This is a genomic window from Streptomyces durocortorensis (genome assembly GCF_016901035.1).
GTDB classification, from domain to species: Bacteria; Actinomycetota; Actinomycetes; order Streptomycetales; family Streptomycetaceae; genus Streptomyces; species Streptomyces durocortorensis.
This window is the reverse complement of record NZ_JAFEUF010000007.1, coordinates 1-22,529: the sequence shown is the minus strand read 5'-3', so window position 1 is coordinate 22,529 and position 22,529 is coordinate 1. Positions and strand designations below refer to the sequence as shown.

Annotated in this window: 20 protein-coding genes and 5 pseudogenes; 12 read left to right on the top strand and 13 right to left on the bottom strand. The window is 67.9% G+C overall.

Features of this window, described 5'->3' with window-relative positions:
* Positions 1–3: 3 nt before the first annotated feature.
* Positions 4–980 (top strand): annotated as a pseudogene (locus tag JS521_RS02830) (Mu transposase domain-containing protein); the annotation flags it as partial.
* Positions 980–1,738 carry an IS21-like element helper ATPase IstB gene (istB, locus tag JS521_RS02825; protein WP_205081111.1) on the top strand — a complete coding sequence of 253 codons (759 nt, stop codon included), beginning with the start codon at positions 980–982 and terminating at the stop codon, positions 1,736–1,738. The pseudogene JS521_RS02830 and the gene istB, both read left to right, overlap by 1 nt.
* 17 nt (positions 1,739–1,755) lie before the next feature.
* Here the strand turns inward: istB and JS521_RS02820 are convergent, their stop codons facing one another.
* The gene (locus JS521_RS02820; protein ID WP_205081110.1) at positions 1,756–2,094 is read right to left on the bottom strand and encodes an ankyrin repeat domain-containing protein; all 339 of its coding nucleotides are present in this window, start codon (positions 2,092–2,094) and stop codon (positions 1,756–1,758) included.
* Positions 2,095–2,680: 586 nt separating this feature from the next.
* On the opposite strand from JS521_RS02820, the gene JS521_RS02815 reads away from it, so the two are divergent.
* The 3 genes from JS521_RS02815 to JS521_RS02805 all read left to right on the top strand — a co-directional run bounded on the left by JS521_RS02815 (position 2,681) and on the right by JS521_RS02805 (position 6,569).
* Positions 2,681–4,297, top strand: a complete 1,617-nt coding sequence (locus JS521_RS02815; RefSeq protein WP_205081109.1) for an ABC transporter transmembrane domain-containing protein — start codon at positions 2,681–2,683, stop codon at positions 4,295–4,297.
* Entirely contained in the window at positions 4,294–6,054 is a 1,761-nt protein-coding gene (locus tag JS521_RS02810; protein ID WP_205081108.1) for an ABC transporter ATP-binding protein, read from the top strand. The genes JS521_RS02815 and JS521_RS02810 overlap by 4 nt, the downstream gene beginning before the upstream one ends.
* Before the next feature lie 332 nt (positions 6,055–6,386).
* Positions 6,387–6,569, top strand: coding sequence for a hypothetical protein (locus JS521_RS02805; protein ID WP_205081143.1), 183 nt, complete (start codon positions 6,387–6,389; stop codon positions 6,567–6,569).
* Positions 6,570–6,880: 311 nt separating this feature from the next.
* On the opposite strand, the gene JS521_RS02800 is transcribed toward JS521_RS02805, so the two are convergent.
* Together JS521_RS02800 and JS521_RS02795 are read right to left on the bottom strand one after the other, a co-directional pair.
* Complete coding sequence (locus tag JS521_RS02800) at positions 6,881–7,252, bottom strand: hypothetical protein (RefSeq protein ID WP_205081107.1); 372 nt, start codon at positions 7,250–7,252, stop codon at positions 6,881–6,883.
* Positions 7,249–7,758, bottom strand: a complete 510-nt coding sequence (locus JS521_RS02795) for a hypothetical protein (protein WP_205081106.1) — start codon at positions 7,756–7,758, stop codon at positions 7,249–7,251. Before JS521_RS02795 ends, JS521_RS02800 begins: the two co-directional genes overlap by 4 nt.
* A gap of 659 nt (positions 7,759–8,417) precedes the next feature.
* Here JS521_RS02795 and JS521_RS02790 point away from each other — a divergent pair.
* Positions 8,418–8,963 (top strand): hypothetical protein, encoded by a 546-nt coding sequence (locus tag JS521_RS02790; protein ID WP_205081105.1) that lies wholly within the window; start codon positions 8,418–8,420, stop codon positions 8,961–8,963.
* Here the strand turns inward: JS521_RS02790 and JS521_RS02785 are convergent.
* Complete coding sequence (locus JS521_RS02785; RefSeq protein ID WP_205081104.1) at positions 8,920–9,711, bottom strand: IS5 family transposase; 792 nt, start codon at positions 9,709–9,711, stop codon at positions 8,920–8,922. The genes JS521_RS02790 and JS521_RS02785 overlap by 44 nt on opposite strands.
* 338 nt (positions 9,712–10,049) lie before the next feature.
* Between JS521_RS02785 and JS521_RS02780 the strand changes: the two genes are divergently transcribed.
* Positions 10,050–10,679 carry a class I SAM-dependent methyltransferase gene (locus JS521_RS02780; RefSeq protein WP_205081103.1) on the top strand — a complete coding sequence of 210 codons (630 nt, stop codon included), beginning with the start codon at positions 10,050–10,052 and terminating at the stop codon, positions 10,677–10,679.
* A gap of 135 nt (positions 10,680–10,814) precedes the next feature.
* Here the strand turns inward: JS521_RS02780 and JS521_RS02775 are convergent, their stop codons facing one another.
* A complete protein-coding gene (locus JS521_RS02775; RefSeq protein WP_205081102.1) occupies positions 10,815–11,246 on the bottom strand; it encodes a DUF6228 family protein in 432 nt (143 codons plus the stop codon).
* Between the two features lie 99 nt (positions 11,247–11,345).
* Here JS521_RS02775 and JS521_RS02770 point away from each other — a divergent pair.
* Positions 11,346–12,165: pseudogene (locus JS521_RS02770) on the top strand (IS5 family transposase).
* A 321-nt stretch (positions 12,166–12,486) separates the two neighbouring features.
* Here the strand turns inward: JS521_RS02770 and JS521_RS02765 are convergent.
* The 3 genes from JS521_RS02765 to JS521_RS02755 form a co-directional block, all read right to left on the bottom strand.
* Entirely contained in the window at positions 12,487–12,666 is a 180-nt protein-coding gene (locus JS521_RS02765) for a hypothetical protein (RefSeq protein ID WP_205081101.1), read from the bottom strand.
* Between the two features lie 78 nt (positions 12,667–12,744).
* The gene (locus JS521_RS02760; RefSeq protein WP_205081100.1) at positions 12,745–14,259 is read right to left on the bottom strand and encodes an FMN-binding glutamate synthase family protein; all 1,515 of its coding nucleotides are present in this window, start codon (positions 14,257–14,259) and stop codon (positions 12,745–12,747) included.
* 157 nt (positions 14,260–14,416) lie between these two features.
* Positions 14,417–16,102 carry an acetolactate synthase large subunit gene (locus tag JS521_RS02755; RefSeq protein ID WP_205081099.1) on the bottom strand — a complete coding sequence of 562 codons (1,686 nt, stop codon included), beginning with the start codon at positions 16,100–16,102 and terminating at the stop codon, positions 14,417–14,419.
* Between the two features lie 464 nt (positions 16,103–16,566).
* On the opposite strand from JS521_RS02755, the pseudogene JS521_RS02750 reads away from it, so the two are divergent.
* Positions 16,567–16,695 (top strand): annotated as a pseudogene (locus JS521_RS02750) (ATP dependent DNA ligase); the annotation flags it as partial.
* Positions 16,696–16,782: 87 nt separating this feature from the next.
* Here the strand turns inward: JS521_RS02750 and JS521_RS02745 are convergent.
* Positions 16,783–17,037: a DUF8825 domain-containing protein gene (locus JS521_RS02745; protein ID WP_205081098.1), complete on the bottom strand. Its 255-nt coding sequence runs from the start codon at positions 17,035–17,037 to the stop codon at positions 16,783–16,785.
* 447 nt (positions 17,038–17,484) lie between these two features.
* Between JS521_RS02745 and JS521_RS02740 the strand changes: the two genes are divergently transcribed.
* On the top strand, positions 17,485–17,793 hold the full coding sequence (locus tag JS521_RS02740) for a glycosyltransferase (RefSeq protein WP_239486710.1): 309 nt from the start codon (positions 17,485–17,487) through the stop codon (positions 17,791–17,793).
* Between the two features lie 178 nt (positions 17,794–17,971).
* A pseudogene (locus JS521_RS36375) lies at positions 17,972–18,196 on the top strand (cation transporter); the annotation flags it as partial.
* Between the two features lie 246 nt (positions 18,197–18,442).
* Here the strand turns inward: JS521_RS36375 and JS521_RS02735 are convergent.
* From JS521_RS02735 to JS521_RS02725, 3 genes and pseudogenes are all read right to left on the bottom strand, one after another.
* Positions 18,443–18,724, bottom strand: a pseudogene (locus tag JS521_RS02735) (HNH endonuclease); the annotation flags it as partial.
* Between the two features lie 211 nt (positions 18,725–18,935).
* Complete coding sequence (locus JS521_RS02730; protein WP_205081096.1) at positions 18,936–19,292, bottom strand: iron chaperone; 357 nt, start codon at positions 19,290–19,292, stop codon at positions 18,936–18,938.
* A gap of 160 nt (positions 19,293–19,452) precedes the next feature.
* Positions 19,453–20,193, bottom strand: a complete 741-nt coding sequence (locus JS521_RS02725) for an SDR family oxidoreductase (RefSeq protein ID WP_205081095.1) — start codon at positions 20,191–20,193, stop codon at positions 19,453–19,455.
* Positions 20,194–20,345: 152 nt separating this feature from the next.
* Here JS521_RS02725 and JS521_RS02720 point away from each other — a divergent pair, with 152 nt between their 5' ends.
* On the top strand, positions 20,346–20,822 hold the full coding sequence (locus tag JS521_RS02720; RefSeq protein ID WP_205081094.1) for an RrF2 family transcriptional regulator: 477 nt from the start codon (positions 20,346–20,348) through the stop codon (positions 20,820–20,822).
* Between the two features lie 920 nt (positions 20,823–21,742).
* On the opposite strand, the gene JS521_RS02710 is transcribed toward JS521_RS02720, so the two are convergent.
* A partial coding sequence (locus JS521_RS02710) for an FGGY-family carbohydrate kinase (protein WP_275564164.1) occupies positions 21,743–22,529 on the bottom strand: 787 nt, incomplete at its 5' end.

Below are 22,529 nucleotides of genomic sequence, written 5' to 3'. Positions count from 1 at the left end.
GCCCCGCGCCGGCTGGTCCCGGACAACCTGCGGACCGGGGTCGACAAGCCTGATCTCTACGATCCGAAGATCAACAAGGCGTATGCCGAACTCGCCACCCACTACGGGGCACTGGTGGATCCGGCCCGAGCGGGCAGGCCCAAGGACAAGCCGCGGGTCGAGCGGCCCATGCCCTACATTCGGGACTCGTTCTGGCGGGGGCGGGAGTTCACCTCTATCGAGCACATGAAGGCCGAGGCCATCACCTGGAGTCAGAAGGTGGCGGGCCGACGGCAGTGCCGGCCGTTGCAGGGCGCCGCGCCGATGGCGGTGTTCGAGGCCGTCGAAGCCGAGACACTGCTGCCGCTGCCGCCCACTCCGTTCGTCCTCGCCCGCTGGTCAACGGCGGTGGTCGGGCCGGACATCCACATTAGGGTCGGCCGCACTCTCTACTCGGTGCCCTGGAAACTGATCGGCCGGCGGGTCGACGTCCGCTCGACCGCAGCGATGGTGCAGGTCTTCGTCGACGGCGACCTGGTCAAGACCCACGCCGCTCTTGCCAGGGCAAACGCACCGACAGAAGCGACTACCCGCCGGAGAAGATCGCCTTCCAGATGCGCACGCCGATCTGGTGCCGCACGCAGGCATCCGAGGTCGGGGACGCCTGCCGGACCGTGGTCGACCAGCTGCTGGAGGTGAACGCGCTCTACCGGCTTCGCGCCGCCCAGGGGATCGTCGGGCTGAGGAGGAAGTACGGCGAGATCCGACTGGAGGCCGCCTGCGCGAGGGCGATCGCGGTCGGTGATCCGTCCTACCGCACCATCAAGGGCATCCTGATCGCCGGCACCGAGACCGATCCGGAGCCCGAATCGAGTGGGGACGCGGGAGCTGCGGCCTTCCTCCACGGGCCGCAGCGGCTGTTCGCCTCCGTCGCTCCGTTCGAGACGGCGGATGAGATCCACGACGACCAGGTCCACGGCGAAGCTGAGGAGAGCATCTGATGAGCGTGATGGACACCGCCCTGCGCGAGTCGCTGAAGTCCCTGCGACTCTCGGGAATGCTGGAAACCCTCGATGCCCGCCGCCTGGCCCAGGCCCACGGCGGCGAACTCGGGCGCCTGGACTTTCTGCAGGTCCTCTGCCAGGACGAGATCACCCGCCGCGAGACCGTTGCCTTCCAACGGCGCCTGGCACGGGCAAAGTTCGAGCAGCAGGTCACTCTAGAAGAGTTCGACTTCACCGCCTCCTCGAAGCTCCCCGCTGCCCAGATCCGAGATCTCGGAGCCCTGCGCTGGCTCCACTCTGGGGAGTCGGTCATCCTCTTCGGGCCGGCCGGGGTCGGAAAAACACACGTCGCTCAGGCCCTCGGTCACCTCGCCGTCCGTCAGGGCGCCCACGTCCGCTTCGCCAAGACCAGCCGGATCCTCGCGGACCCCGCCGGCGGCCACGCGGACCGCACCTGGGACAAGCGGATTCGCGAAATGGTACGGCCCGACGTGCTCATCCTTGACGACTTCGCCATGCGTCAGCTCAGCGCGGCCCAGGCTGACGACCTCTACGAACTGGTCAGCGAACGGCAGGGCCGGTCCCTGATCATCACCAGCAACCGGGCGCCCAGCGATTGGTATCCGCTCTTCCCCAACCCCGTCGTCGCCGAGTCGCTGCTGGACCGGCTGATCAACACCAGTCAAAAGGTCATCATGAACGGCCCCAGCTACCGCCCCAACAAGCGGCCGAAGAACCCCACCGCCAAGCCTTAAGCAACCAGAGACCGTCTTCAAAGACTGATCTTGGTGTCCCCACGGGTGAGCCAGGCTTCGAAGAGAGCGTCAGCAAGCCAGTGCCTGTTGACGAAGGCCAGGTGATGGGCTGACACACCGGTCCCACCGTGTGAACGGCGTGCGGGATCTGCACCTTGGGACAGCAGGAAGCACGTCGCGTCCACGTGGAGGGGCTCCCCGGTCTGGACGTGTCCGTCGATCTCTCCGTCGACGGCCCGGTGCAGGAGGGTGAATCCGTTGTACTCCTCGTGGATGTCAGCTCCTGCCGCCAAGAGGTCGCGCAGTTCCTCCAGCCGGTCCTGTTCGACAGCCAGGTGCGTCGGTGGCATCTCCATTACTGCACCTCCCCTTCGGCGAAGATCATCTCAGGTCATGGCCTTGGAACGAGATGAGAGTAACCGGCCACTTCCGAGGACCTGCCGCACTCTCAGGCAGCGGGCGTTCACGAGTGTGTCTGACCAGGCGCTACTCGCCCCTTTGAAGATCTTTTCCCGTGGGGCGAGTGATCGTTCCCCAACAAACTGCAGTCAGTCGGCGCACTCGGCCAGGAACCTCGCTCCGGCTTACCCGAAGAGGCCGAGCGGATGGCGATACGCCGAGGCGAAGGGCTCGACGTTGTCACCTTCGTTGGCGCATTGCGACCTCACGCCGTATGGCCCTTCGGCCGTATGGCATTTTCTTGCGTACGGCGCATGCAGTACCGCAGCCGGATCATTCGCTGACGCCCCTCGATCCCACGCAAGGACGGCCGAGATGATAGTTGGACCAGACCTGCCCGAAGGTGCGCGCCGGGTTCCTTACGAGTCCCCGGGCCTGCCGGATCATCGGAGCCCGCTGCGGTTCCTGTGGTGGCTGACGACAAGTCAGTACAGGCGGGTACTGCTCGGCACCCTGTGGGGCAGTACGTGGATGTGTGCGCTCATGCTTCCGCCGTACCTGTTGTCGAAGACGATCGACGAGGGGCTCAAGGCGCGGGACACCGGGATGCTGCTTCTCTGGATCGGAGCTGTGGTTGTCACCGGGGCCGGGACAGCGATCCTCGGCATCCTGCGGCACCGCACCATGACGCGCATCCGTGTGGACGCGGCCTACCGGACGGTCCAGGTCGTCACGCGCCACGTCACCCGGCTGGGGTCGGCGCTGCCCCGACAGGTGTCTGCGGGTGAGCTCACGCACCTCCAAGCCGGCGACATCAGCAGGATCGCCCAGACACTGACCATCACCGGACCCGGCGTAGGTGCGGTCATCGCGTATGCCGCAACTGCCGTCCTGCTGGTCCGGATCTCGGCCGTCATCGCCGTGGTGGTCCTTCTCGGCGTCCCGGCCCTGGCCCTGACCGTCGGCCCGTTGCTGGGAAAGCTGCACGGCGCCGAAAGCCGCTACCGGGAGGACCAGGGTGCTCTGACCTCTCTCGCCGGTGACATGGTGGCCGGCCTGAGTGTCCTCAACGGGATCGGCGGCAAGCCCCTGTTCGCCGGGCGGTACCGGGAACGCTCCCAGGCTCTGGTCCCCCTCGGATACCGCGTCGCTGCCATCACCAGCTGGGTCCAGGCACTCACCGCGTGCCTGCCCATGGTCTTCCTTGCCGTGGTGACGTGGATCAGCGCGCGGATGGCGGCCAGTGGGGCCATCACCGTAGGTGAGCTGGTGGCGGTCTACGGATATGTTGCCGCTCTGCTGGTACCCGTCTCATCCTTGATCGAAGGGGCGGATGACCTGCCGCGCGGGCTCGTCTCCGCACGGAGGGTGGTCGACATCCTGGCGCTCGCACCGGCTCCCGAGGAGCACCGGACCCGGCTCGATCCCCCAGCCGCTCCCGGCCTGCTGCACGACCCTGTATCGGGCCTGGTGGTGGCCCCGGGGAAAGTGACGGCTCTGGTCGGTGCCCGTCCCGACGAGCCGCGCGCCGTGGTGGACCGGCTGGCCGGCAACACGGACTCCGAGGCCTCCTGGGGGGACCTCAAGCTGTCCGACTGGGACCGCACGGCTCTCAGGCGGCACATTCTGCTCACGGACAACGATGCCTACATGTTCCCGGGCCCCCTGCGTTCCGTCGTCTCCGGCAGCACCGGCCGCTGCGACGAGGACATCCGGCGGGCGCTGCACGCCGCCGCAGCGGAGGACATCATCGACGCGCTCCCCGACAGGCTCGACACCCGCCTGGAGAATCAGGCCCGCAACGTCTCGGGAGGACAGCGCCAGCGGCTGCAGCTGACGCGGGCCCTGCTCGTGGATCCGGCGGTGCTCCTGCTCGTAGAACCGACGTCGGCACTGGACGCGCACACGGAGGCAACCGTTGCCGCCCGGGTGGCAGCGCACCGGCACGGGCGGACCACCCTCGTCGTCAGCACATCGCCGCTCGTGCTCGGCCAGGCCGACGAAGTCGCCTACCTCGTGAACGGAAAGGTGCAGGCGACCGGTACGCACGGAGAGCTCCTCGCCGACCAGCCGGGATACGCGGCACTGGTGTTCCGCGGCAGCACCGAGATCCCTGGCGAAGCCGCCGTGGCAAAGCCCGTGGAAGGACAGTCCCGATGAGCAGGTCCAACAAGACGCCCCGCCTGCCGATCGCCGATGCCAGGACGGTTCGCCAGGCCGGCTGGCAGCTGTTGAGGGACGACTCGGGCGCCGTCTGCGCGATGCTGCTGCTGACGTGCCTTGCCGCGCTTGCCGGCGCGGCCGGTCCCTGGCTCCTCGGCCGCATCGTGACCAGGGTCGAGTCCGGTGACCTGTCCGTCTCCGCAGTCGACGGACTGGCCGCGGCGGTTCTGGGCTTCTCGGCGGCCCGATTGGTGTTGTCGCGCTATGCGCGAGGTCTCTCCCATCGCTTCGGCGCGCGCGCGCCCGCCAGGCTCCGCGAGGAGGTCGTCGACCGCACCCTCTCGCTGCCGGGCCGTGTCGCGGACGAGGTGAGCACCGGTGATCTGGTCACCCGTACCACCCTGGACGTCTCGACCGTCGCGGCCACGCTGCGCAATGCGGCTCCGGACATGTTCATCTCCGGCATCCAGATCGTGTTCATCTTCGCCGCGGTCTTCCTCCTCGACCCGCTGCTCGGTCTCTGCTCGGTCGTGGGACTGCCACTCGTGTGGGGCGTGAGCCGCTGGTACCTCGCGCGCTCCCGCGACGCCTACCTCGCCGAGGGAGCGGCCGCCGGCGATGTCTCCGAGATCCTCAACTCCACCGCGCACGGCGCCCGTACCGTCGAGGCCTACGGGCTGCGCGAACTGCAGAACAGCACCCTCGACAAGGCCATCGACACCACCTACCGCGCCGGCATGCGCACCCTCTCCCTACGGACGGTGCTGTTCCCGGTCACCGAGTTCGCGCACACGTTGCCCATGGCGCTTATCCTGCTCGTGGGCGGGTTCGGCTACCTCAACGGCGCGATCTCCCTGGGAGTCGTGGTGGCGGGCAGCCTGTACATGTGGCAGCTGGTCGACCCGCTCAACCAGATGCTCATCTGGGTCGAACAACTGCAGCGCAGCGGCGCCTCGTTCGCCCGCATCAAGGGTGTCGGACTGGTGTCGCACACAGCTGACGCTCCTGTGCCGGCCCCTGTGGACGACCTCATCGAGGTCAAGGGCGTGGGGTATTCCTACGTCCCCGGGCACGAGATCCTCAAGGACGTAGAGCTGCTGGTCCGTCCCGGTGAACGGCTGGCGGTAGTCGGCCGGTCAGGAGCCGGCAAGTCCACCCTCGGCAAGTTGCTGTCCGGTGTGGACGTCCCTGACACCGGCCACGTCCTGGTCGGCGGCGTGCCCGTCGCCGACCAGGCCGCGGCGGGCGAACTGGGCAACCGCATCGTCCTCATCACGCAACAGCACCACGTGTTCATGGGCACCCTTCGCGACAACATGACCATGGCCGCGCCCGAAGCCGACGACGAGGCCGTCCTCGCGGCCCTGAGGTCAGTGGAAGCGGACTGGGTGGCCGAACTGCCGGAGGGCCTGGACACCCCGCTGGGCTCAGGCGGAGTCGAGCTGGAGGCCGCCCAGGCACAGCAGCTCACCCTGGCCAGGGTGCATCTGGCGGACCCGCACACCCTGATCCTGGACGAGGCCACGTCACTGCTCGACCCGACGACGGCCCGGCAGGCGGAGCGGGCAGTGGCCGCCGTCCGGTCGGACCGCACCGTCATCGCCATCGCCCACCGGCTGCAGACCGCACACGACGCCGATCGCATCGCCGTCATGGAGTCCGGCCGCATCGTCGAGCTGGGCACCCACGACGAGTTGGTCGGCGCGGGCGGACCGTACTCGGATCTGTGGAGGTCGTGGAACGGCGAAAGCTGAGCCTTCGGCACGGCGTACGCCCCTGGGAGTCCGCTTCCCGGGGGCGTACCCGCTTCTGCTCCCCTGGACCGCCCATCCGCGAACGACGTGAAGGAACTCGGTTGTGCATACCCTGCGCTGGCACAGGCTCGTCGAAACCCTGCTGTGCTCATCGCGGGAATCAGTACCGCTCTCCGGTGGAGCACGGCTGGACTGAAGGCCGACTGATTGTGGCGTTTGCGGTCATCTCTGAACATGCTGCGTGCTGCTGCCCTTCGGGTCTCTACCGTGTGCTGAGGCCGGGTGGGCGGTTGCCTGCCGGTCGCTCCGGAGGAGAGCAGGAGGCGGTCGGAGTGTCCGAGTTCGAGCTGCTCGACCGGAAGGAGCGCGCTCTGCGCGCCGAGGCGGAGGTCTTGGACAAGGAGATGGCGGAGATCCGTCGGCGGCGGGACGCGGTGGAGGCGACCCTGCAGCGCATCGCTGACGCTCGCGCGACCCTGGAACGGCTCGTCATTTTGACTGCCTGCCCGACGTGAGCAATACCGTGACCCGAAAGTAGTTCACCTTTGAACTTCTAGTCGGCCACAGTTAGCTAAGCGGGCACATTCCCCAAATCGGGAAGAAAGCGACGCCTTCTAAGGACCCTTACGCGGCCGACAACGGAGGACCCGGTGTCTTTGGATGTCCGTCGAGGAGTGCGGCCGCCAGAGAGGCGTACAGACGCTTTTGCTCCCCGCGAAGGCGAACCATGCGCCCGATTGACCCGTCTCGCTGAAGGTGAACCATGTAGGGGCCGTGAGCAGCGACGGTTCAGATGGAGCGACACGAGGTGCGGCTGGCGTCCCGCTCAATCTGAGTTCCGAGCGTCCGGACGTGCCTCGCGTTCGGCGGCGAACTCGTCGAGAAGCTGGAACAGGACCTCGATCGCGCGCGTCTCATCCCCGGGTAGCAGGTCGGTGATGTTGTTCCAGCCCTCCGGGAGCGCGATGTGCAGGACCTGTCCTGGCCAGGCATGGGCGCAGTTGCGGCCGCGGCGGGTGACGAGCCATTCGTGCCAGCCAGTGAGTCCCTGTCCGCCGTGGCGTATCGCGTGCTGGTCGTAGCCGGTGAGGAAGGCGGTCAGCTGGTGGAATGACGAGGCTGTGCCGACGAAGATGCCGGGGCGCTTTCCGACGTAGGCGAAGTACTCGCGCTCGCTCATTTCGATGATCTGTCTCATCGCTCTCCCCCGCGGGGCTGGTGCGGCCCGGGCTGTGCACTGTGGAGATGCCGACGGTCGTTCCAGAGTCGTCTGAGGGCTTCGAGTTCGGTGCGGGGGAAGTGCTCGCCCCATTTGCCTCGGTAGCCGCTCTCGCCATAGGTGCGCGCGACGTGATCGAAGCAGCGGATCGCTGCGCGGACCAGTTCGTCGATGGCGTACTGGCTCGACCACAGTTCGGTGCCCTTGTTGTCGTGGTCGCTTCCGTCCCGGAGCTCCAGGACCCGGACCCAGACGTGCTCGTCTTCCCGATAGAAGATCCATCGGTAGGCGGTCGGCTCGGCCTCGAACTGCGCTCGCGATTCCATCTCTCCGACAGTCAGCCGGGCCAGCGCGGTCAGGAATTCCTCTGGCGCACTCGTGATGGAGGAGGCGGTGAGCACGATGGACGCGTGGAGGTCCGTGACTGTGCAGTCAGCCCAGCCGTGTCCGTCGAGGCGCCAGTCAAGGCGCAGGCCGATCGTCACGATGGACTCCCGTCGGCAGTGCGACTGCCCAGGCAACAGATGGTCACGCTGCTGTCCTCGATGCCATCGCGGTGGGCCATGTGGGTCAAGTTAGGTCAAGGCCAAGGCTGCCGTCACCACGATTCCGCGGTGCTGTTGCTATCCGACAGTGTGCGCAATCATGGGGAGTTGGTGGATGAGCCACGCCACGCACGCAGACAGCGCGGCCCCATCACGGTCTGCTGCACCCTGTCCCACTCCCCCGGCCACCAGGGGCAGCGCCTGTCTGGACGCACATGAGCAGGCCTTCGCGTACACCATGGAGGACTTCGCGGCCGATAGCTCGCGGCCGCCGAACTTCTACTGCACCAGGCCAGGCTCGGCGGTTCTCTCTAGCAGCGGTACCGTCACCGGACCAATCCCCCGGCGCTTCCCCGGGTTACAGCACCTAACAGAATGAGGTGACGTTGCTGTCGCTCCAGGTAGGAGATGAGTGTCCGGTCCCTCGACGTTGAGCTCTATGAGTATCTGTACGGGTAGCAGCGGTCCGTGCAGCAGTCCCAAGTGAGACGCTGTTGTCTTTCCGAGTCTGACGACTGTGTTTTCGCTGGTCAGGGGTAGGGGCGGCGTCGGTGTGGGAGTGATGGGGTGTCGTTTCGTCGCTCTCGTGGAGGTCGTGGATGCCGTCGGTTGTCGGACTGCTGGAACAGCACGAGCTTGCCGCTCGTCGTCGTGTGGACGGGCTGCGTGAGGAAGCGGACCGCATCCAGGCCGATCTCGCGATGGCCGAGCGGGAGTGGTCGGAGTGGACGATCGCCCGTGAACGTGTCGGTGCGGTGCTGTCCGCGCCGGACAGTGACTCAGCCGGCGTCGCCACCGACGTGCCGGAGGGTGTTGTGACGGGAGCCGAGGTGCAGGCGTCACCGCCTCTGGTGGTGACGGCGAGGTCACAGGTTCCGATGTGGCGCGAGGGGCTGACCGGGACGGCACTGTCGGTGGACTACCAGCGCATCCTGGCCTCGATCGAGGATCGGATCCGTCTCGGTCGAGGGCCGCTGACCTGTCAGGAGATGGCCGCCGTGTTCGGCCTGGATGTGGTGCCGGCCAAGGTGGAGGGGCTGCGGTCGAAGGCGAAACGCCTGGTCTCACGGGGCTGGCTGGCCGAGCCGGCCCCGGGCCGGTTCACGCTCGCGCGGAGCGTGAGCGTGCCAGGCGGCGGGTCATGATCATGGTCATCGACCAGTAGATCATCGCCTCGGCGCTGCTGGTGGATCGTTCGAAGTCACGGACCAGGCGGCGGCTTCGCATCAGGTGGGCGAAGAGACTCTCGACGATCCACCGCTTGGGCAGCACCACGAAGCCGCGCATGTCGTCGCTCCGCTTGACGATGGCCAGGACCAACGCGAGCGCGGCCAGGCAGTGCTCGACGAGGCTGCCGGTGTAGCCGCCGTCGGCCCAGACGAGTTCCAGCCGGTGGTGAGCGTCGGTCACCCGCTCAAACAGCACCTTCGCAGCAGCGCGGTCGCCGATGTCCGCCGCGGTGACCATCACGCCCAGCAGCAGGCCGAGGGTGTCGACCACCACGTGCCGTTTGCGGCCGTTGATCAGCTTCCCGCCGTCGAACCCGCGGCTGTCAGCGCCGACGACGGCGTCCGCCTTGACGGACTGCGAGTCGATCACGCCGGCCGTCGGTTCCGCATCCCGCCCCGACTCCTGACGGACCCGGCCGCGCAGCCGGTCGTGGAACTCCCTGACCAGCACGTGGTCGCGCCAACGGCGGAAGAACGCATAGACCCGGTCCCACGGCGGGAAGTCAGCCAGCATCGCCCGCCACTTGATCCCGTTGTCCACCAGATAGCGGACCGCGTCCAGTATCGCCCGCTGGCAGTACACCTCCGGCTGCCCGCCCCGGCCCCGCATCCAGCCCGGCACCGGCAGCAGCGGCCGGACCACGACCCACTCCGCGTCCGTCATGTCCGAGGGATACCGCCGAACACGCTCCGGATGATCGGCCGCATTCCCGAACCGGTGAGCGACGCAATCACACGACAGAGCAGCCGAGTTGAACTCCACCGGCGCGAGCACGTACAACTGCGGCAACAGGGTCTCCTGGATCTCGGTCGGCTTCGCAACCCCGAGCTACCAAGAGGCCCTGCCTTCATGCCCGCAGCCAGCCACGGTCACCCGAACGAGACTCCCGTTCGACGCCCACCCCTCACGATCGGAACGACAACAGCTACTGAGGGGACGATCAGTCCTGAGATGAAGAATCTGAGAGCGGCTGCGAACTGCCAAGGTGTTAGTTTCCTACCGTGCTGAGACACCAAGACGAGACCAGGGCGGCCTATGACGGGGTCGTCGACCTGTACGCGTCGATGTTCGCTAATCGCCTGGAGACGCAGCCGTTCGCGCGGAACATGATCGGCACCTTCGCCGAGCTCGTGCGTGCCACGGGAAACCTGCGGGTAGCCGACGTCGGGTGCGGGCCCGGTCATCTGACGTCCATGCTGCACGACTTGGGCCTGAACGCCTTCGGGCTCGACCTCTCCCCGGCCATGGTCAGCCACGCTCGGCGGGCCCATCCGGCGCTGCGGTTCGACGAAGCGCGAATGGAGGCCCTGCCGGTCGAGGACGACGCGCTCGGTGGAGTGCTGGCTCACTACTCGATGATCCATACCCCACCTGGGGAATTGCCCGCGCTGCTCGCCGAGCAGGTGCGCGTCCTGGCACCAGGGGGCCTGCTCCTGGTGTCCTTCTTCGGGACCGAGGAACCGGAGCCGGTCCGCTTTGACCACAAGGTGGCGCCCGCCTATAGCTGGCCGGCGGAGCAGTTTGCCGCGATGCTGTCCGGGGCCGGACTCGTCACAGTTGCTCGGTTGCTCCACGACCCAGCGTCCGAGCGGGGGTTCCTCGACACCCACTTGCTGGCCCGCCGCCCGTAGCGCGTGCCCCGTGGCCTGGACGGGGTGGTGCAGGACCCTCGCGTGGATGAAGCTCGTTCAACTTGAAGGTCCTCTTGCCGTACTGATTTGTGTCGCGATCTGGCTAAGAGGTTGTCTCACGTGGTGGCTCAGCTATCAAACCGTGCTCGTGAGAAACATCTGGAACTCTGCAGCGAGGTTTCGCATCTCCTCGCCGGCCGCATGCACGGTGGTGGTCTCGAAGTGCCACTCCTCGGACGGAGGCCGGTAGTGGATGCCCCACGTCAGGTGGACATAGCCGCCCGGGCGGTGTTCCGCCGCGATCGTCAGGTCGCGTTCCAGGGAGCGCCAGCTACGCGCTCCTTCCCAGCCGCGGAAGTCCTCGGCCAGTGAGGAAAGGAAGGTATCGAGGCCGTCGCCGTCCCACGTGCGCACCAGGGTCTCGATGCTCACCCACTGCCCGCGAGCTTTCACGAGGAAGTCGAGTGTGGGGTCTTCCCCGTAGGGTCTTGTCGGCTCGGAGAAGAGCAGGTGGACCGGTCTCGGTCCGGGCTCTCCCACACGTACCGCGGGCCCGTCTTCGGTCATTTGAGCAGGTTAGAAGTCGTGGGGCTCGATGACCGGCTGATATAGCCGCCCTGCCCCGGCAGCGGACCGCGGGTACTGGTTGGGGCATGATCGTCCGTCATGGCTGTAGATCTTGCGCGGGAACTGGTCCCCGATGGGCTGTGGAAGATAGCCGCGCCGCTGATACCGCCGTTCCGGCCCAGAAGACAGGGCGGTGGAACAGCGCCGGTGGTGGACCGGAAGGGGTGTTCACGGCGGTGGTCTACGTGCTGACCAGCGGTTGTGCCTGGCGCTACCTGCCGCCGACGTTCGGCACCTCGCCGTCCACTGCGCATCGCCGTTTCACGACGTGGACCAAGGCCGGTCTATGGCGGCGGCTGCATCGGGCGGTGCTGGACGAGCTCGGTGCCAGGGGCGAGCTGGACTGGACCTCAGCGATCATCGACGCCGCATCCGTCCGCGCGAAAAGGGGGGCTCGCTGACCGGACCGAACCCGGTCGATCGCGGCAAGAAGGGCAGCAAGCTACATGTGCTGTCCGAAGCCCAAGGCATCCCGCTGGCCGTCGCAGTCTCCGGTGCGAACATGCACGACAGCCAAGCGTTCAAGCCGCTACTCCTGGGCCTCCCCGCCGTACGGTCCCGGCGCGGGCCACGACGACGGCGACCGGTCAAGGTCCGCGCCGACAAGGCATACTTCTCCACCGAACACCTCGCCTGGCTCCGCTCACGACGGCTCATCCCGCGCATCGCGCGCCCGGGGATCGAGTCCGGCGAGCGGCTCGGCCGACACCGCTGGAAGATCGAGAGGTCGATCGCCTGGCTGTTCGGCTACCGCCGCCTTGCCGTCCGCTATGAACTCAAGGGCAGCCACTTCCTTGCCTTCCTGGGCCTCGCCGCAGCTCTCACCTGCTACAAGAAGCTCGCGAAACTCACCACCTGAGACAACCTCTAAGCAGCAACTTGATGACTTCGTGTTCTATTGGAAATCCAACGATCATGGACGCGAGTTGAGGACGCGATGAGCTGGCCGCGGTGGCGGCGGGCGGTGAGGGTGTAGCGCTGGCCGCCGGGCTCGGTGATGTGCACGGTCGCGGTCCGCCTGCTCTGCGGCGGGTTGGTCCAGGCCGTGGTGACCGCGCGGCCTGCGCGGCGAGCTGCTCGGCCCGCCCCCGCCGCCCCGCCGCGCACCACAGCGGCGATGTTTACGATCGCGGAGGACCGCCACCGGGCGAGCAGCTGCTCCAGCGGGCGCGGGTCTTCTTCACAGGGCGGGTGTCCTAAGCCGCCTGCCAGCCCATGCCATGACGGGCCTTCTCCCCGGGCAGCCACCCTGATACTGGGCGTACGTGTAGGTGAGGCCCTCCAGGACGTCCTCGATCCGCTGGCGGCGGGTGGAGGACCAGTCGATGAGCACCTGGTCGACGCCGACTATCTCCGTCACCGGGCGCCGCGGGCCCGGGCGTCATCTCCAGAGGCACCACAGGGATGACGGCTGAAGGCAGGTGGCCGAGTAGCTGGCTCAGGTGGTGAGCAGTTCGGCGATCTCATGGGCGAGCTCCGGGCCGAGCGAGCCCCAGCCATCCTTGTAGCCGTACACACTCCCCAGGCTGCGGGCGTCGTAGTCGCCGTTCAGGATGTCTATGTCGGTGGGGGTGATGAGCGACGGGTGGGGGACACCTACGGCGCCCGAGACCTTCAGCAGATCCTTGCGCAGGGTGCGCAGGTACATCGCGGCCCGCTCGCCCTTCGAGGATGCGTCGATGCCGCGCGCCAGCCACGGATTCTGGGTGGCGATGCCGGTGGGGCACTTGTCGGTGTGGCACTTCTGGGCCTGGATGCAGCCGATGGACAGCATCGCCTCACGGCCCACGTTGATCATGTCGACGCCGAGGGCGAAGGCGACGACGGCTTTCTCGGGCAGGCCGAGCTTGCCGGAGCCGATGAAGGTGATGTCGTCGGTCAGGCCTCGCTCGGCGAACACGCCGTAGACGCGGGTGAAGCCCATGCGGAACGGCAGGGACACCGAGTCGGAGAAGATCAGGGGAGCCGCCCCGGTGCCGCCCTCGCCACCGTCGACGGTCACGAAGTCGACCCCGCGACCGCCCCGCTCCATCAGGGTGGCGAGTTCCTCCCAGAAGTCCATCTCCCCGATGGCGCTCTTGATCCCGACCGGCAACCCGGTCTCCGTGGCGAGGAGTTCCACGAAGTCGAGCATCGAGTCCACGTCGTGGAACGCGGTGTGCCGCGACGGCGAGGCGCAGTCCTCGCCTGCGGGAATGTCGCGGATCCTGGCAATTTCGTCGCTCACCTTCGCGCCCGGCAGCATGCCGCCGAGCCCCGGCTTCGCGCCCTGCGAGAGCTTGATCTCGATCGCCTTGACGGGCGCGTCCGCGATCATGGACTTGAGCTTGTCGAGGTTGAACGTCCCATCCTCGTTGCGGCAGCCGAAGTACGACGTACCGATCTGAAGGACGAGGTCCCCGCCGTTGAGGTGGTAGGGCGACAGGCCGCCCTCGCCGGTGTTCTGCAAGGTTCCGGCCAGCGCCGCGCCCTTGTTGAGCGCCGTGACGGCCGCGGCGGACAGCGAGCCGAAGCTCATCGCCGAGATGTTGATGACGCTCGCCGGGCGGAACGCCTTCGCGCGACCGCGCGGTCCGCCGAGCACCTTGGCCGAGGGCAACGCCGCCTGCGGGTCGCTCAGAACGGGCAGCGCATCGGCGAACGTACGCTGCTTCACGTATGCGTAACCCTGCACGTGCTCGATGTCGTTGTCGGTGCCGAACCCGAAGTAGTTGTTCTCCCCCTTCGCCGACGCGTAGATCCAGCTGCGCTGGTCACGGCTGAAGGGACGCTCCTCGTCGTTGGACGTCACGATGTACTGCCGTAGCTCGGGGCCGATCTTCTCCAGCGCGTACCTGGCGTGCCCCACCAGGGGGAAGTTCCTCAGCAGCGCGTGCTTCTTCTGCACGAGGTCGCGGGCAGCCACCAGCGCCAATCCTGTAGCAGCTGCCGCACCTATGCTCCGAGCGCGCATGAATAACGTTCCTCTCCTCGACTGGCCGAACCTCACGGTGGCCGTCTACCCCGCGCCGCGGAAATACCACGCGATACCGCCGCAGACCCGAGGGCACCACCCCCGCGGGAGTGCCGCCGCGCGGCCCGTACGGGGGTCGGGCCGCGCGGCGGGCGGGTCAGAGCGTCGAGTCGAGGTGCCCGAGGTGCTCGATGAGGTTCATGTTCTCGGCGTAGTCCACGGGGCAGTTGATGATCGACACGCCCGGGTCCGCCAGTGCCTCACGGAGCGTCGGCAGCAGGTCCCCGGCGGACTCGATGTGGTAGCCCTTCGCGCCGAAGCTGCGGGCGTACTGAACAATGTCCGGGTTACCGAAGTCGGTGTTGGAGTTCTCCCCGACCTCCAGGTCCATCTTCCACTTGATAAGCCCGTAGCCGTTGTCCTCCCAGATCAGTACGGTCAGCGGGATGTTCTCGCGGACAGCCGTCTCGATCTCCTGGGAGTGCATGAGGAACGAGCCGTCGCCGACCGCCGCCAGCACCTTCGTCTGCGGCCTGGCGAGCTGGACCGCGAGCGCGCCGGGCAGCGAGAAGCCCATGGTGGACAAGCCGTTGGAGATGAGGCAGGTGTTCGGCGCGTACGTCGGGTAGAGCCGGGCCATCCACATCTTCAGCGCACCGGTGTCGACCAGCACGATGTCGTCGCGACCGAGCGCGGCGCGGGTGTCGGCGATGACGCGCTGCGGGGCGAGCGGGTAGCGCTCGTCCGCGGCGCCCTGCTCGAGTTCCTTGGCCAGCAGCACGCGGGTGGCCTTGGTGTCCTCGTCGTCGATGGTCCAGCGCAGGCCGTCGAGTTCGGTGACAAGGGCGTCGAGGGAGGCGGAGATGTCGCCGATGATGCCGACATCGACCGAGTAGCTGTCGTCCACCTCCGCCGGGACGCGGTGGATGTGGATGATCTTCTTGTCACCGTCCGGGTTAATGCGGGACGGGTCGAACTCCTGCAGCTCGTAGCCGACGGCGATGACGACGTCGGCCTCCTCGAACCCGAAGTTGGTGTAGTCGCGCCGCATGAAGCCGAACGTGCCTGTCGCGCACGGGTGGTCGTCGGGCAGGACGCCCTTGCCGTGGAAGGTGGTCGCCGTCGACACGTCGAGTGCGGTGACGAACGCCGCCAGCGACTCCTCGGCGCCGCCGCGCGCCGCGCCGTGTCCGGCAAGGATCACCGGTCGGCGGGCCTCCCGGAGGAGCTCCCCCGCCCGCTTGATCTGCTTCGGGGACGGCGCCTCGGGCTGCACGACGTTCCTGCGCAGCGGGCGCAGGTCCGAGCCGTCCGTCGCCTCGTCGACGTCCTCGGGCACGGCGAGGTAGACGGCGCCGGGCCGCTCGGACTCCGCGGTCTTGAACGCGCGCCGCACCATCTCGGGGATGGCCCGGGTAGCCGGGACCTCCGCCGACCACTTCGTGACCGGGGCGAACATGCTCACCAGGTCGACGAACTGGTGGGACTCCTTGTAGTTGCGCTCCTTGCCGACCTGCGCGGTGATCGCGACAACGGGCGTGCTGTTCGTCATGGCGTCGGCAACGCCCAGCATCAGGTTGATCGCGCCGGGTCCGAGCGTCGCGGACATCACACCCGCCGAGCCGGTGAGCCGGCCGTGCATCTCCGCCATGAAAGACGCGGCCTGCTCGTGCCGGGTGAGGACGTAGCGGATCTTCTCCGAGCGGGCGAGGGCGTTGGTGAAACGGATGTTCTCCTCGCCCGGTACGCCGAACACCACCTCGACGCCCTCGTTCTCCAGGCAGCGAACCAGGAGTTCGGCCGCTCCGTCGGGGGTCTGTTTCCGGTGCTCGGCGTCGCTCACGCTGATCGTGTCCTCTCCTGAGTTTTGGCCGCGCCGATGGGCGGGCCGATCAGCCGTCTACCCCGACCGGCCGGACGGACGCCTGCGGGCCAGGGCTGCGAGAGCTCTGTCGGACCCGGGGGACCGTCCGGGTCTTCGGTGACAGCTCGTTCCTCGATTCCCTTCTCCTCGGACGCAGTCGCCACCGCGCGCGGACAGCCGACTCGTCCTGGCCAGCTCCCTGCTACACCGCCTCGTCGTGCTCCTGTTCTCCGTGACTGGCGCTCTGCCGTACTACCGGCCACTTCACGAACGCGGACTCAAGCCGCCGACCTCCACAGCATGAGCCCACCCAAACACACCATCGACCGGGCCCCGGCCGCCCTCACGTCGAGATCATGCGAGTCAGCGGCCCTTGCGGGGTGGCGGGATCTTAGGCAGGGAGTTCCCACAGCGGGGGTCTCCGTCGCGGCGGTGCCTTTACTGGAGCCCGGTGGGTCCTTCCCCGCCTCGTCGGCGAGGTCCGCTACACCTCCCGCACCGGCGCCGGACGCCTGCGCCGCCCCTCCTGGCACCGGCTACGCCCCGAACTCGCACCCGACGACCCCGGCTGACGTGACCGCCAGGCCATGGCCGTACGCGTTCGGGCCCGGGCTCCTCGCCCGTGTTGTCAGGCACGTACGCCTGCGCCCGGCGTCGCGTTACGCAGCGGCCCCTGCCGTGGTCTCGGGCTGGTCGTCCACGTGCTTCAGTTGCCTCCGGCCCTCGACGACGAGCCCCGGACCCAGCGTCTGCCAGAAACGGTGGGTGGTCACCTTGATGCTTAGTTGCAGCAGCCGTTTCCAGTAGGCGGCGACCTGCTGGTGCTGCTCGTCGGTGTAGCCGAGGCTGTCCGGTTTGGAGGGCCGGTAGTTGGAGTGGAGCTCTTGTCCGATGCGCGAGAAGCATGACCACACCTGACCAGCACCCGCTCCATCCGATGAAACAGCAGCTCAGCCCAGAGAACTGAAAACAGGTCCCCCACCCCCTAGCGGTGAGAGCTCGACCCGGAACACCATCGCCACCCACACCGAACTGATCAGCCCCGGCCAGCCCACCACCCACTGATCAGAAGAACCGCCCCTGGACATTCAGCGGTCGGCCAGGTTGGGGCTGGACTGGGCACAGGTCTGAGGATGGTGAGAGGGCCACGGTGAGGGCGAGCGGGGCCCTGCAGGGCCCCGCTCGGCCTTGGCTGCGGTGCCGGGCCGGGTTCTCCGGCGGCGCCCAGCGGAACTGAGTTGCCCAGCAGCCGGTGCGAAGCCGGTGAAGGCTTGTGCGGGCGCGGGACAACCCCTCGCCCGCCCTGCGATTCTGTGCGCTGACAGATCATCGGCTCCTGAAGGGCACCATCGCTCATGCGCATGAACCGACTCACCACCCTCGTCCTCGCCGCGGCGCTCGGCTGCGCCGGCGTCCTCGCCGTCGGCCCCGCGGCCGGCGCCTCCGCCCCGTTCGGATGCCAGTACAAAGTCCTGTGGCCGACCGCCGGTGTGTACGAGAACCCGAACCCGACGAGCGCGGTCGTCAAGACCAAGCACGCTGGTGACATAGTCGGTGCCTCTACCTGCGAGGGCGCCAGTTACAACGAGTACGGCTACGTTCTGGTCACCACCGACGCGGCGGCCGACGGCCGGGGCTGGATGCGTGAGGAGGCCGTCGTTCAAATCTGACGCATCCTGAGCCCTTCCGGGTCGAAGCACACTCGTCTCGGGGTAGCTTCGCCGCAAGAGGATGCGAAGGCGGCGGGGTGTTGGGGCCCGACCCGGCCGCCGGAGCCCAGCACCCCCGCTGCGCGGGCTGGCTGGGCCTTAGATGAGGAACACCGGCGGCCGGGGACCGGAACGGCGTTGCCTGTCGGCGCCCAACCTCGTCGTCGGCGATATCGCCTAGCAAGGAGGCTCGCTCTTCCACGCCGCGACAAGGGACGAGCTCTTCCTCTCCAGCGGCGCCTTGGTCATGACCACCGTGCTGCTGGGCGGCCTACTCGTCCGCCAGAAGCGCGGCCGGCTCAAGATCGGCTCCGACGGCATCCTGCTCATCGTCATCTACGCGAGCACCGTCGCCGTCCTCGCGGTCCGAGCCAACGCCTCACACAAGATCGACCGCCCCCGCCGAGCCGAGACGCGGAACAGCAGTAGATCCGCACGGACAACAAGAGCCGGCGGGGCCCCGGACCGCTGCGACCAGGAACAGCGTCGCGTCCTGGTCGTTCGCGTCGCCTCCCGCCGCGCCGCCGGGCACGGTCTGCCCAAGCCCCTCTCCGGGTGCAGACATGTGAAGGGCCCCAGCAGACCCCATAGGCCCGGGATCCCTTCGACGTCAGGCAGCCGAGGTGCAACGCACGATGGTGTCCTCGCACGGTCCCTCGGCGTACACCTTCAACGCCTCCAGCTCGCGGTCATCCGCGGTGAGGTCCCAGCGCAGTTTCGTGGCCACCCACTCCCCCACGTACCGGCACTGCGCCTCCGGCGACGGCGGCATCCAGTCCGCCGGATCCTGGTCCGACTTCTGCCGGTTGGAGCGGGCCGTCACCGCGACGGGAGAAACCGTCGAGCCCTGGTCGTTCGCGTACGCCTCCCGCCGCGCCGCGGTCGACGCCGAGCCGGAGCGGGAGCGTGCCGACCAGGTCCCAGGCGACGAGGACGGTGATGAAGGTCCCGGCGATCGACTGGGCCACCACCAGCTGACACCCCGACGAGCGCCCCATCGTCCCGCGCCCCCTAGCCCACCGCCCGGGGACGCGGGAGTGGGTGCTGACCATTCCCCGCGTGGAGCTGCCCTTGGCCTGATTTCCCACGCGGGAATCCGGAACTCAGTCGTCCACATGCCTGCTTGATGCGCTTGCGAGCTTTGCCACGACGTGATCCGGCAGCGGCTTGTTCGGCAGGAAGGTGACGCCTGTCTTGCTCGCTGCGAGTCCCGCTTCTGCGATTGCCTCGGCATGTTCTGAGATCGCGGGAGCGAGAAAATACACCCCGATCTTCTTGCTGAACGCCGCATAGCTCGCGACGACCTTGCCCCGAATCCTGAACCCCGGCATGTTGTAGGCCACCATCTCCTCCGCATCCGGGAGAGCCTCGCGCAACAGATCCCGAAGGTGTTCGAGAACCGGGCGGAACGCCTCCGGAGCAGCGGCGATGTAGGAGTCGTGATCAGGAACAGTTGTCATGCCTGGGCCTTTCTCTCAAGGGAAGAACTCTAAGCCCACTACTCCGGCACGAGCAGCGCGCGGCGCTCGGCGTCGACTTGACCACACCCAACTGACACCCCGGCCGCGAAACCGCCGTCCCGCGGCGGGCTCCCCTACAGGCCGCCGTCCGTGGGGCGGGTCAGGCGTGCCTTGCCAGCCAGTCGGTATAGCGGGTGGGTGCGATTCGGGCGCCGCCCTTCGGGGTGAGGACGTCCCCGTTGACCGCGGCGAACATCCCAGCGGTGTCGTCGGTGGTCACCGAGCGGCTGTCGCCCTCGGCGCGGAGTGTGATGAGGCCCAGTTCGTCCAGCGGATAGGCGTCGGGCCCGGCGAGTTCGAGAGTGCCCCGGAGCGGTGTGCCGGCGGCTACCTCGGCGACGGTGGCGGCGACGTCCGCGGCGGCGACCGGCTGGAGCCGGGTGCGAGGCAGGCGCACCGTGTCGTCGTCGGCGGTCCAGGAGAGAACAGCGGGGATGAACTCCATGAACTGCGTGGCGCGGACGATGGAGTAGGGCACGGGGCCGGCCTTGAGAATGTCCTCCTGGAGCGTCTTGGCCCGGTAGTAGTCCAGTTCGGGCACCTGGTCGACCCCGACGATCGACAGGACGACGAAGTGCCCGACATCCGCCTTCCGGGCAGCGGTGACGAGGTTGTCCATCGAGGTCCGGAAGAACCCGGGCGAGGCGTCGTCGAACGTCGGTGAGTTGGTGAGGTTGACGACCACGTCCGCGCCTGTAAGGGCGGCGTCCAGACCTTGGCCGGTGATCACGTCGACCCCGGTGGACTGGGAGTGGGGTACTGCGCGGTGTCCAGCCGCGTCGAGATCCCGCACCACCTGGGATCCGATCAGTCCGGTTCCGCCGATGACGGCAATGTGCATGGTCCTGCCCTTCCTCGATCACGCGTCCCGCCCGGCCGGCCGGGGGCGTCGCGCCTCCCACCCGGCAAACACGGACATCATTTATCCGAGATAATACTCGGACATTGCGTGTCCGGGTATCTGGGGCCGTGGATTAGAGTGAAGAAGTGAAAATGTCTGGTGGCGTCGAGTGGGCACTGCACTGCTGCGTCGTACTGACCGCGGCGCAAGGGCCCGCGTCGGCCGCTCGGCTGGCGGAGCTGCACGACGTCTCGCCCAGCTATCTCGCCAAGCAGCTGCAGGCCCTCTCGCGGGCCGGCCTCGTCCAGTCGGTCCAGGGCAAAGCGGGCGGCTACGCCCTGACCCGGTCACCCGCGCTCATCACGGTGCTCGACGTCGTCGAGGCGGTCGACGGCCCGGGATCCGCGTTCGTCTGCACCGAGATCCGTCAACGCGGCCCGATGGCCACTCCCCCGGAAGCCTGCACCGCACCTTGCGCCATCAGCCGCGCCATGGCCCGGGCCGAGACCGCCTGGCGGGAAACCCTCCGCTCGATCACCGTCGCCGACCTCGCCACCGACGTCACCTCCGACTACGGCCCCGGAGCTCTGGTCAGGATCAGCACCTGGCTGAACACAGCCGGCACCTAGATCCGCGGGCCCGAGGTAGCGGCCGGTGGCCGCGTGGTAGACCCCGATGCGGTGATCGTGGTGGGGCATGAAGCGGACCCGGACCTGGATCCCGGCCTGCCCCGTCATCCATGCCCCACGTAACCGCGTCTGCGGAAGCGGATGCCGCGAGTGGTCGGCGTGCGGGTGCCGGCGTCTTCCAGGGTGAACGTCCACAGATCCACGGCCGACACGTCCCACAGCGGAGTGGAATCGTCCCTCCACGCTGGGAGCGGTGTCTTGCCCCGGAGCGGTGCGGGGCAGTGCCCAGTGTCCTACCGCCGTGTCCAGGCCAGCAGCCGGGCGGTGAAGTCCTCGAAGCTGAGCAGCACCTCGTCCTTCGGCCGGGAGGGACGTTTGCCGGGGCGGGGCTGGCGAGCGTAGCCGGGCAACGCCGCCAGGAACCCCTGAGCACACCAGCACCCACCAGCCAGCGGATCAGGACTCACGAAACTGAGACAGCACCACCCCTCCCGCGACAACGCTCCACCACAGCGATGCCCTGCAGATCTCTCACCTCAAGAACAGTGACCTCCCAGCCCTTCAACAGCCCACGACCAGCACCAATCCCCTCAAGCCACGCTGTCTCTCACCCCACTGTCACAAAACCGAGAGATCGCACCCACTGTGCGGTCCCTCCGAAGATGAGGTGATCCCGCCCGCCCTGAGGCGTTTGCTCGGATTGCCTCAGATTGAGTGAGACGCCGCAGGTCATCAGGTTGTGCGCCTGCGGTCGCGTCGCCGTGCGCCTCGGATCGAGGGGGACGAGCGCGTTCGGAACGTCCCGCTCAAGTTGAGGCACCGCTGGTCAGGACTTCGATACGCCTCACTCCGAGCGGGACCGGACACCCTCACACCAAAGAGCACGCCGGACATCACCCACCGAACCCCCCTCAAGCACGTCAGTCATCAGGGAGCCAGCCCCGGTCACGCAACGCCCCGACGAATCTGCCGTAGGAGTCCTCCAGCGCGGGGCGCTGCGTCGGCACCGGCTCGACCAGGACACCTTCACCGACCATGGCCGCGGCACTCGCCGCGAGATTCTCGTGGAGCGTGCCGGTCGCGGCGAGGAGCGCGGCACCGAACGCCGTCTCCGCACGCTCGACAACCCTCACCGGGCGGTCCAGGACCGTGGCCCGGATCGCCGTCCACACAGCACTGCGGCTCCCCCCGCCGGCCGCGTTGAGCGGGCCCAGCACACGCACCCCCAGACGCTCCACCCGGTCCAGGGCCAGCCGTTCCACGAACGCGACCCCCTCGAGCGCCGCACGGTGGGCATCCACCTCACCGCCGGGGCGGCCCACCTCGAAACCCCGCGCCACACCCGAAACAAACGGGAACCGCTCACCCTCACGGCACAGCGGATAACGCACGAACGACGCCGGACCCTGGGCCCCCGCCGCAGCATCCAGCGCGGGAAGCCGGGCCGGTGCGACACCGGCCAGACACTCCCCCCCGGTGTTCGACGCCCCGCCGGGAAGCCACCACCCCTCGGGGTGCCGGTGGCTGTAGAACGCACCGGCCTCATCACGCACCAAGCACTCGGACACCCCCTTGAGGACATACGTCGTACCGATAACCCCCACGAACCGGCCCGGCTCGACCGCCCCCGTAGCGATCTGCCCCGCACACCCGTCCGTCATCCCCAAACGCACCGAACACCCCACCGGCACACCCGTCTCCCCCGCC

Excerpts from the sequence above, each read along its gene's own strand:
- istB (WP_205081111.1), top strand. The coding sequence starts at position 980 with ATGAGCGTGATGGACACCGCCCTGCGCGAGTCGCTGAAGTCCCTGCGA.
- JS521_RS02820 (WP_205081110.1), bottom strand. The coding sequence starts at position 2,094 with ATGGAGATGCCACCGACGCACCTGGCTGTCGAACAGGACCGGCTGGAG.
- JS521_RS02815 (WP_205081109.1), top strand. The coding sequence starts at position 2,681 with ATGCTTCCGCCGTACCTGTTGTCGAAGACGATCGACGAGGGGCTCAAG.
- JS521_RS02810 (WP_205081108.1), top strand. The coding sequence starts at position 4,294 with ATGAGCAGGTCCAACAAGACGCCCCGCCTGCCGATCGCCGATGCCAGG.
- JS521_RS02800 (WP_205081107.1), bottom strand. The coding sequence starts at position 7,252 with ATGAGACAGATCATCGAAATGAGCGAGCGCGAGTACTTCGCCTACGTC.
- JS521_RS02790 (WP_205081105.1), top strand. The coding sequence starts at position 8,418 with ATGCCGTCGGTTGTCGGACTGCTGGAACAGCACGAGCTTGCCGCTCGT.
- JS521_RS02785 (WP_205081104.1), bottom strand. The coding sequence starts at position 9,711 with ATGACGGACGCGGAGTGGGTCGTGGTCCGGCCGCTGCTGCCGGTGCCG.
- JS521_RS02775 (WP_205081102.1), bottom strand. The coding sequence starts at position 11,246 with ATGACCGAAGACGGGCCCGCGGTACGTGTGGGAGAGCCCGGACCGAGA.
- JS521_RS02760 (WP_205081100.1), bottom strand. The coding sequence starts at position 14,259 with ATGCGCGCTCGGAGCATAGGTGCGGCAGCTGCTACAGGATTGGCGCTG.
- JS521_RS02740 (WP_239486710.1), top strand. The coding sequence starts at position 17,485 with ATGAACCGACTCACCACCCTCGTCCTCGCCGCGGCGCTCGGCTGCGCC.
- JS521_RS02730 (WP_205081096.1), bottom strand. The coding sequence starts at position 19,292 with ATGACAACTGTTCCTGATCACGACTCCTACATCGCCGCTGCTCCGGAG.
- JS521_RS02725 (WP_205081095.1), bottom strand. The coding sequence starts at position 20,193 with ATGCACATTGCCGTCATCGGCGGAACCGGACTGATCGGATCCCAGGTG.
- JS521_RS02720 (WP_205081094.1), top strand. The coding sequence starts at position 20,346 with ATGTCTGGTGGCGTCGAGTGGGCACTGCACTGCTGCGTCGTACTGACC.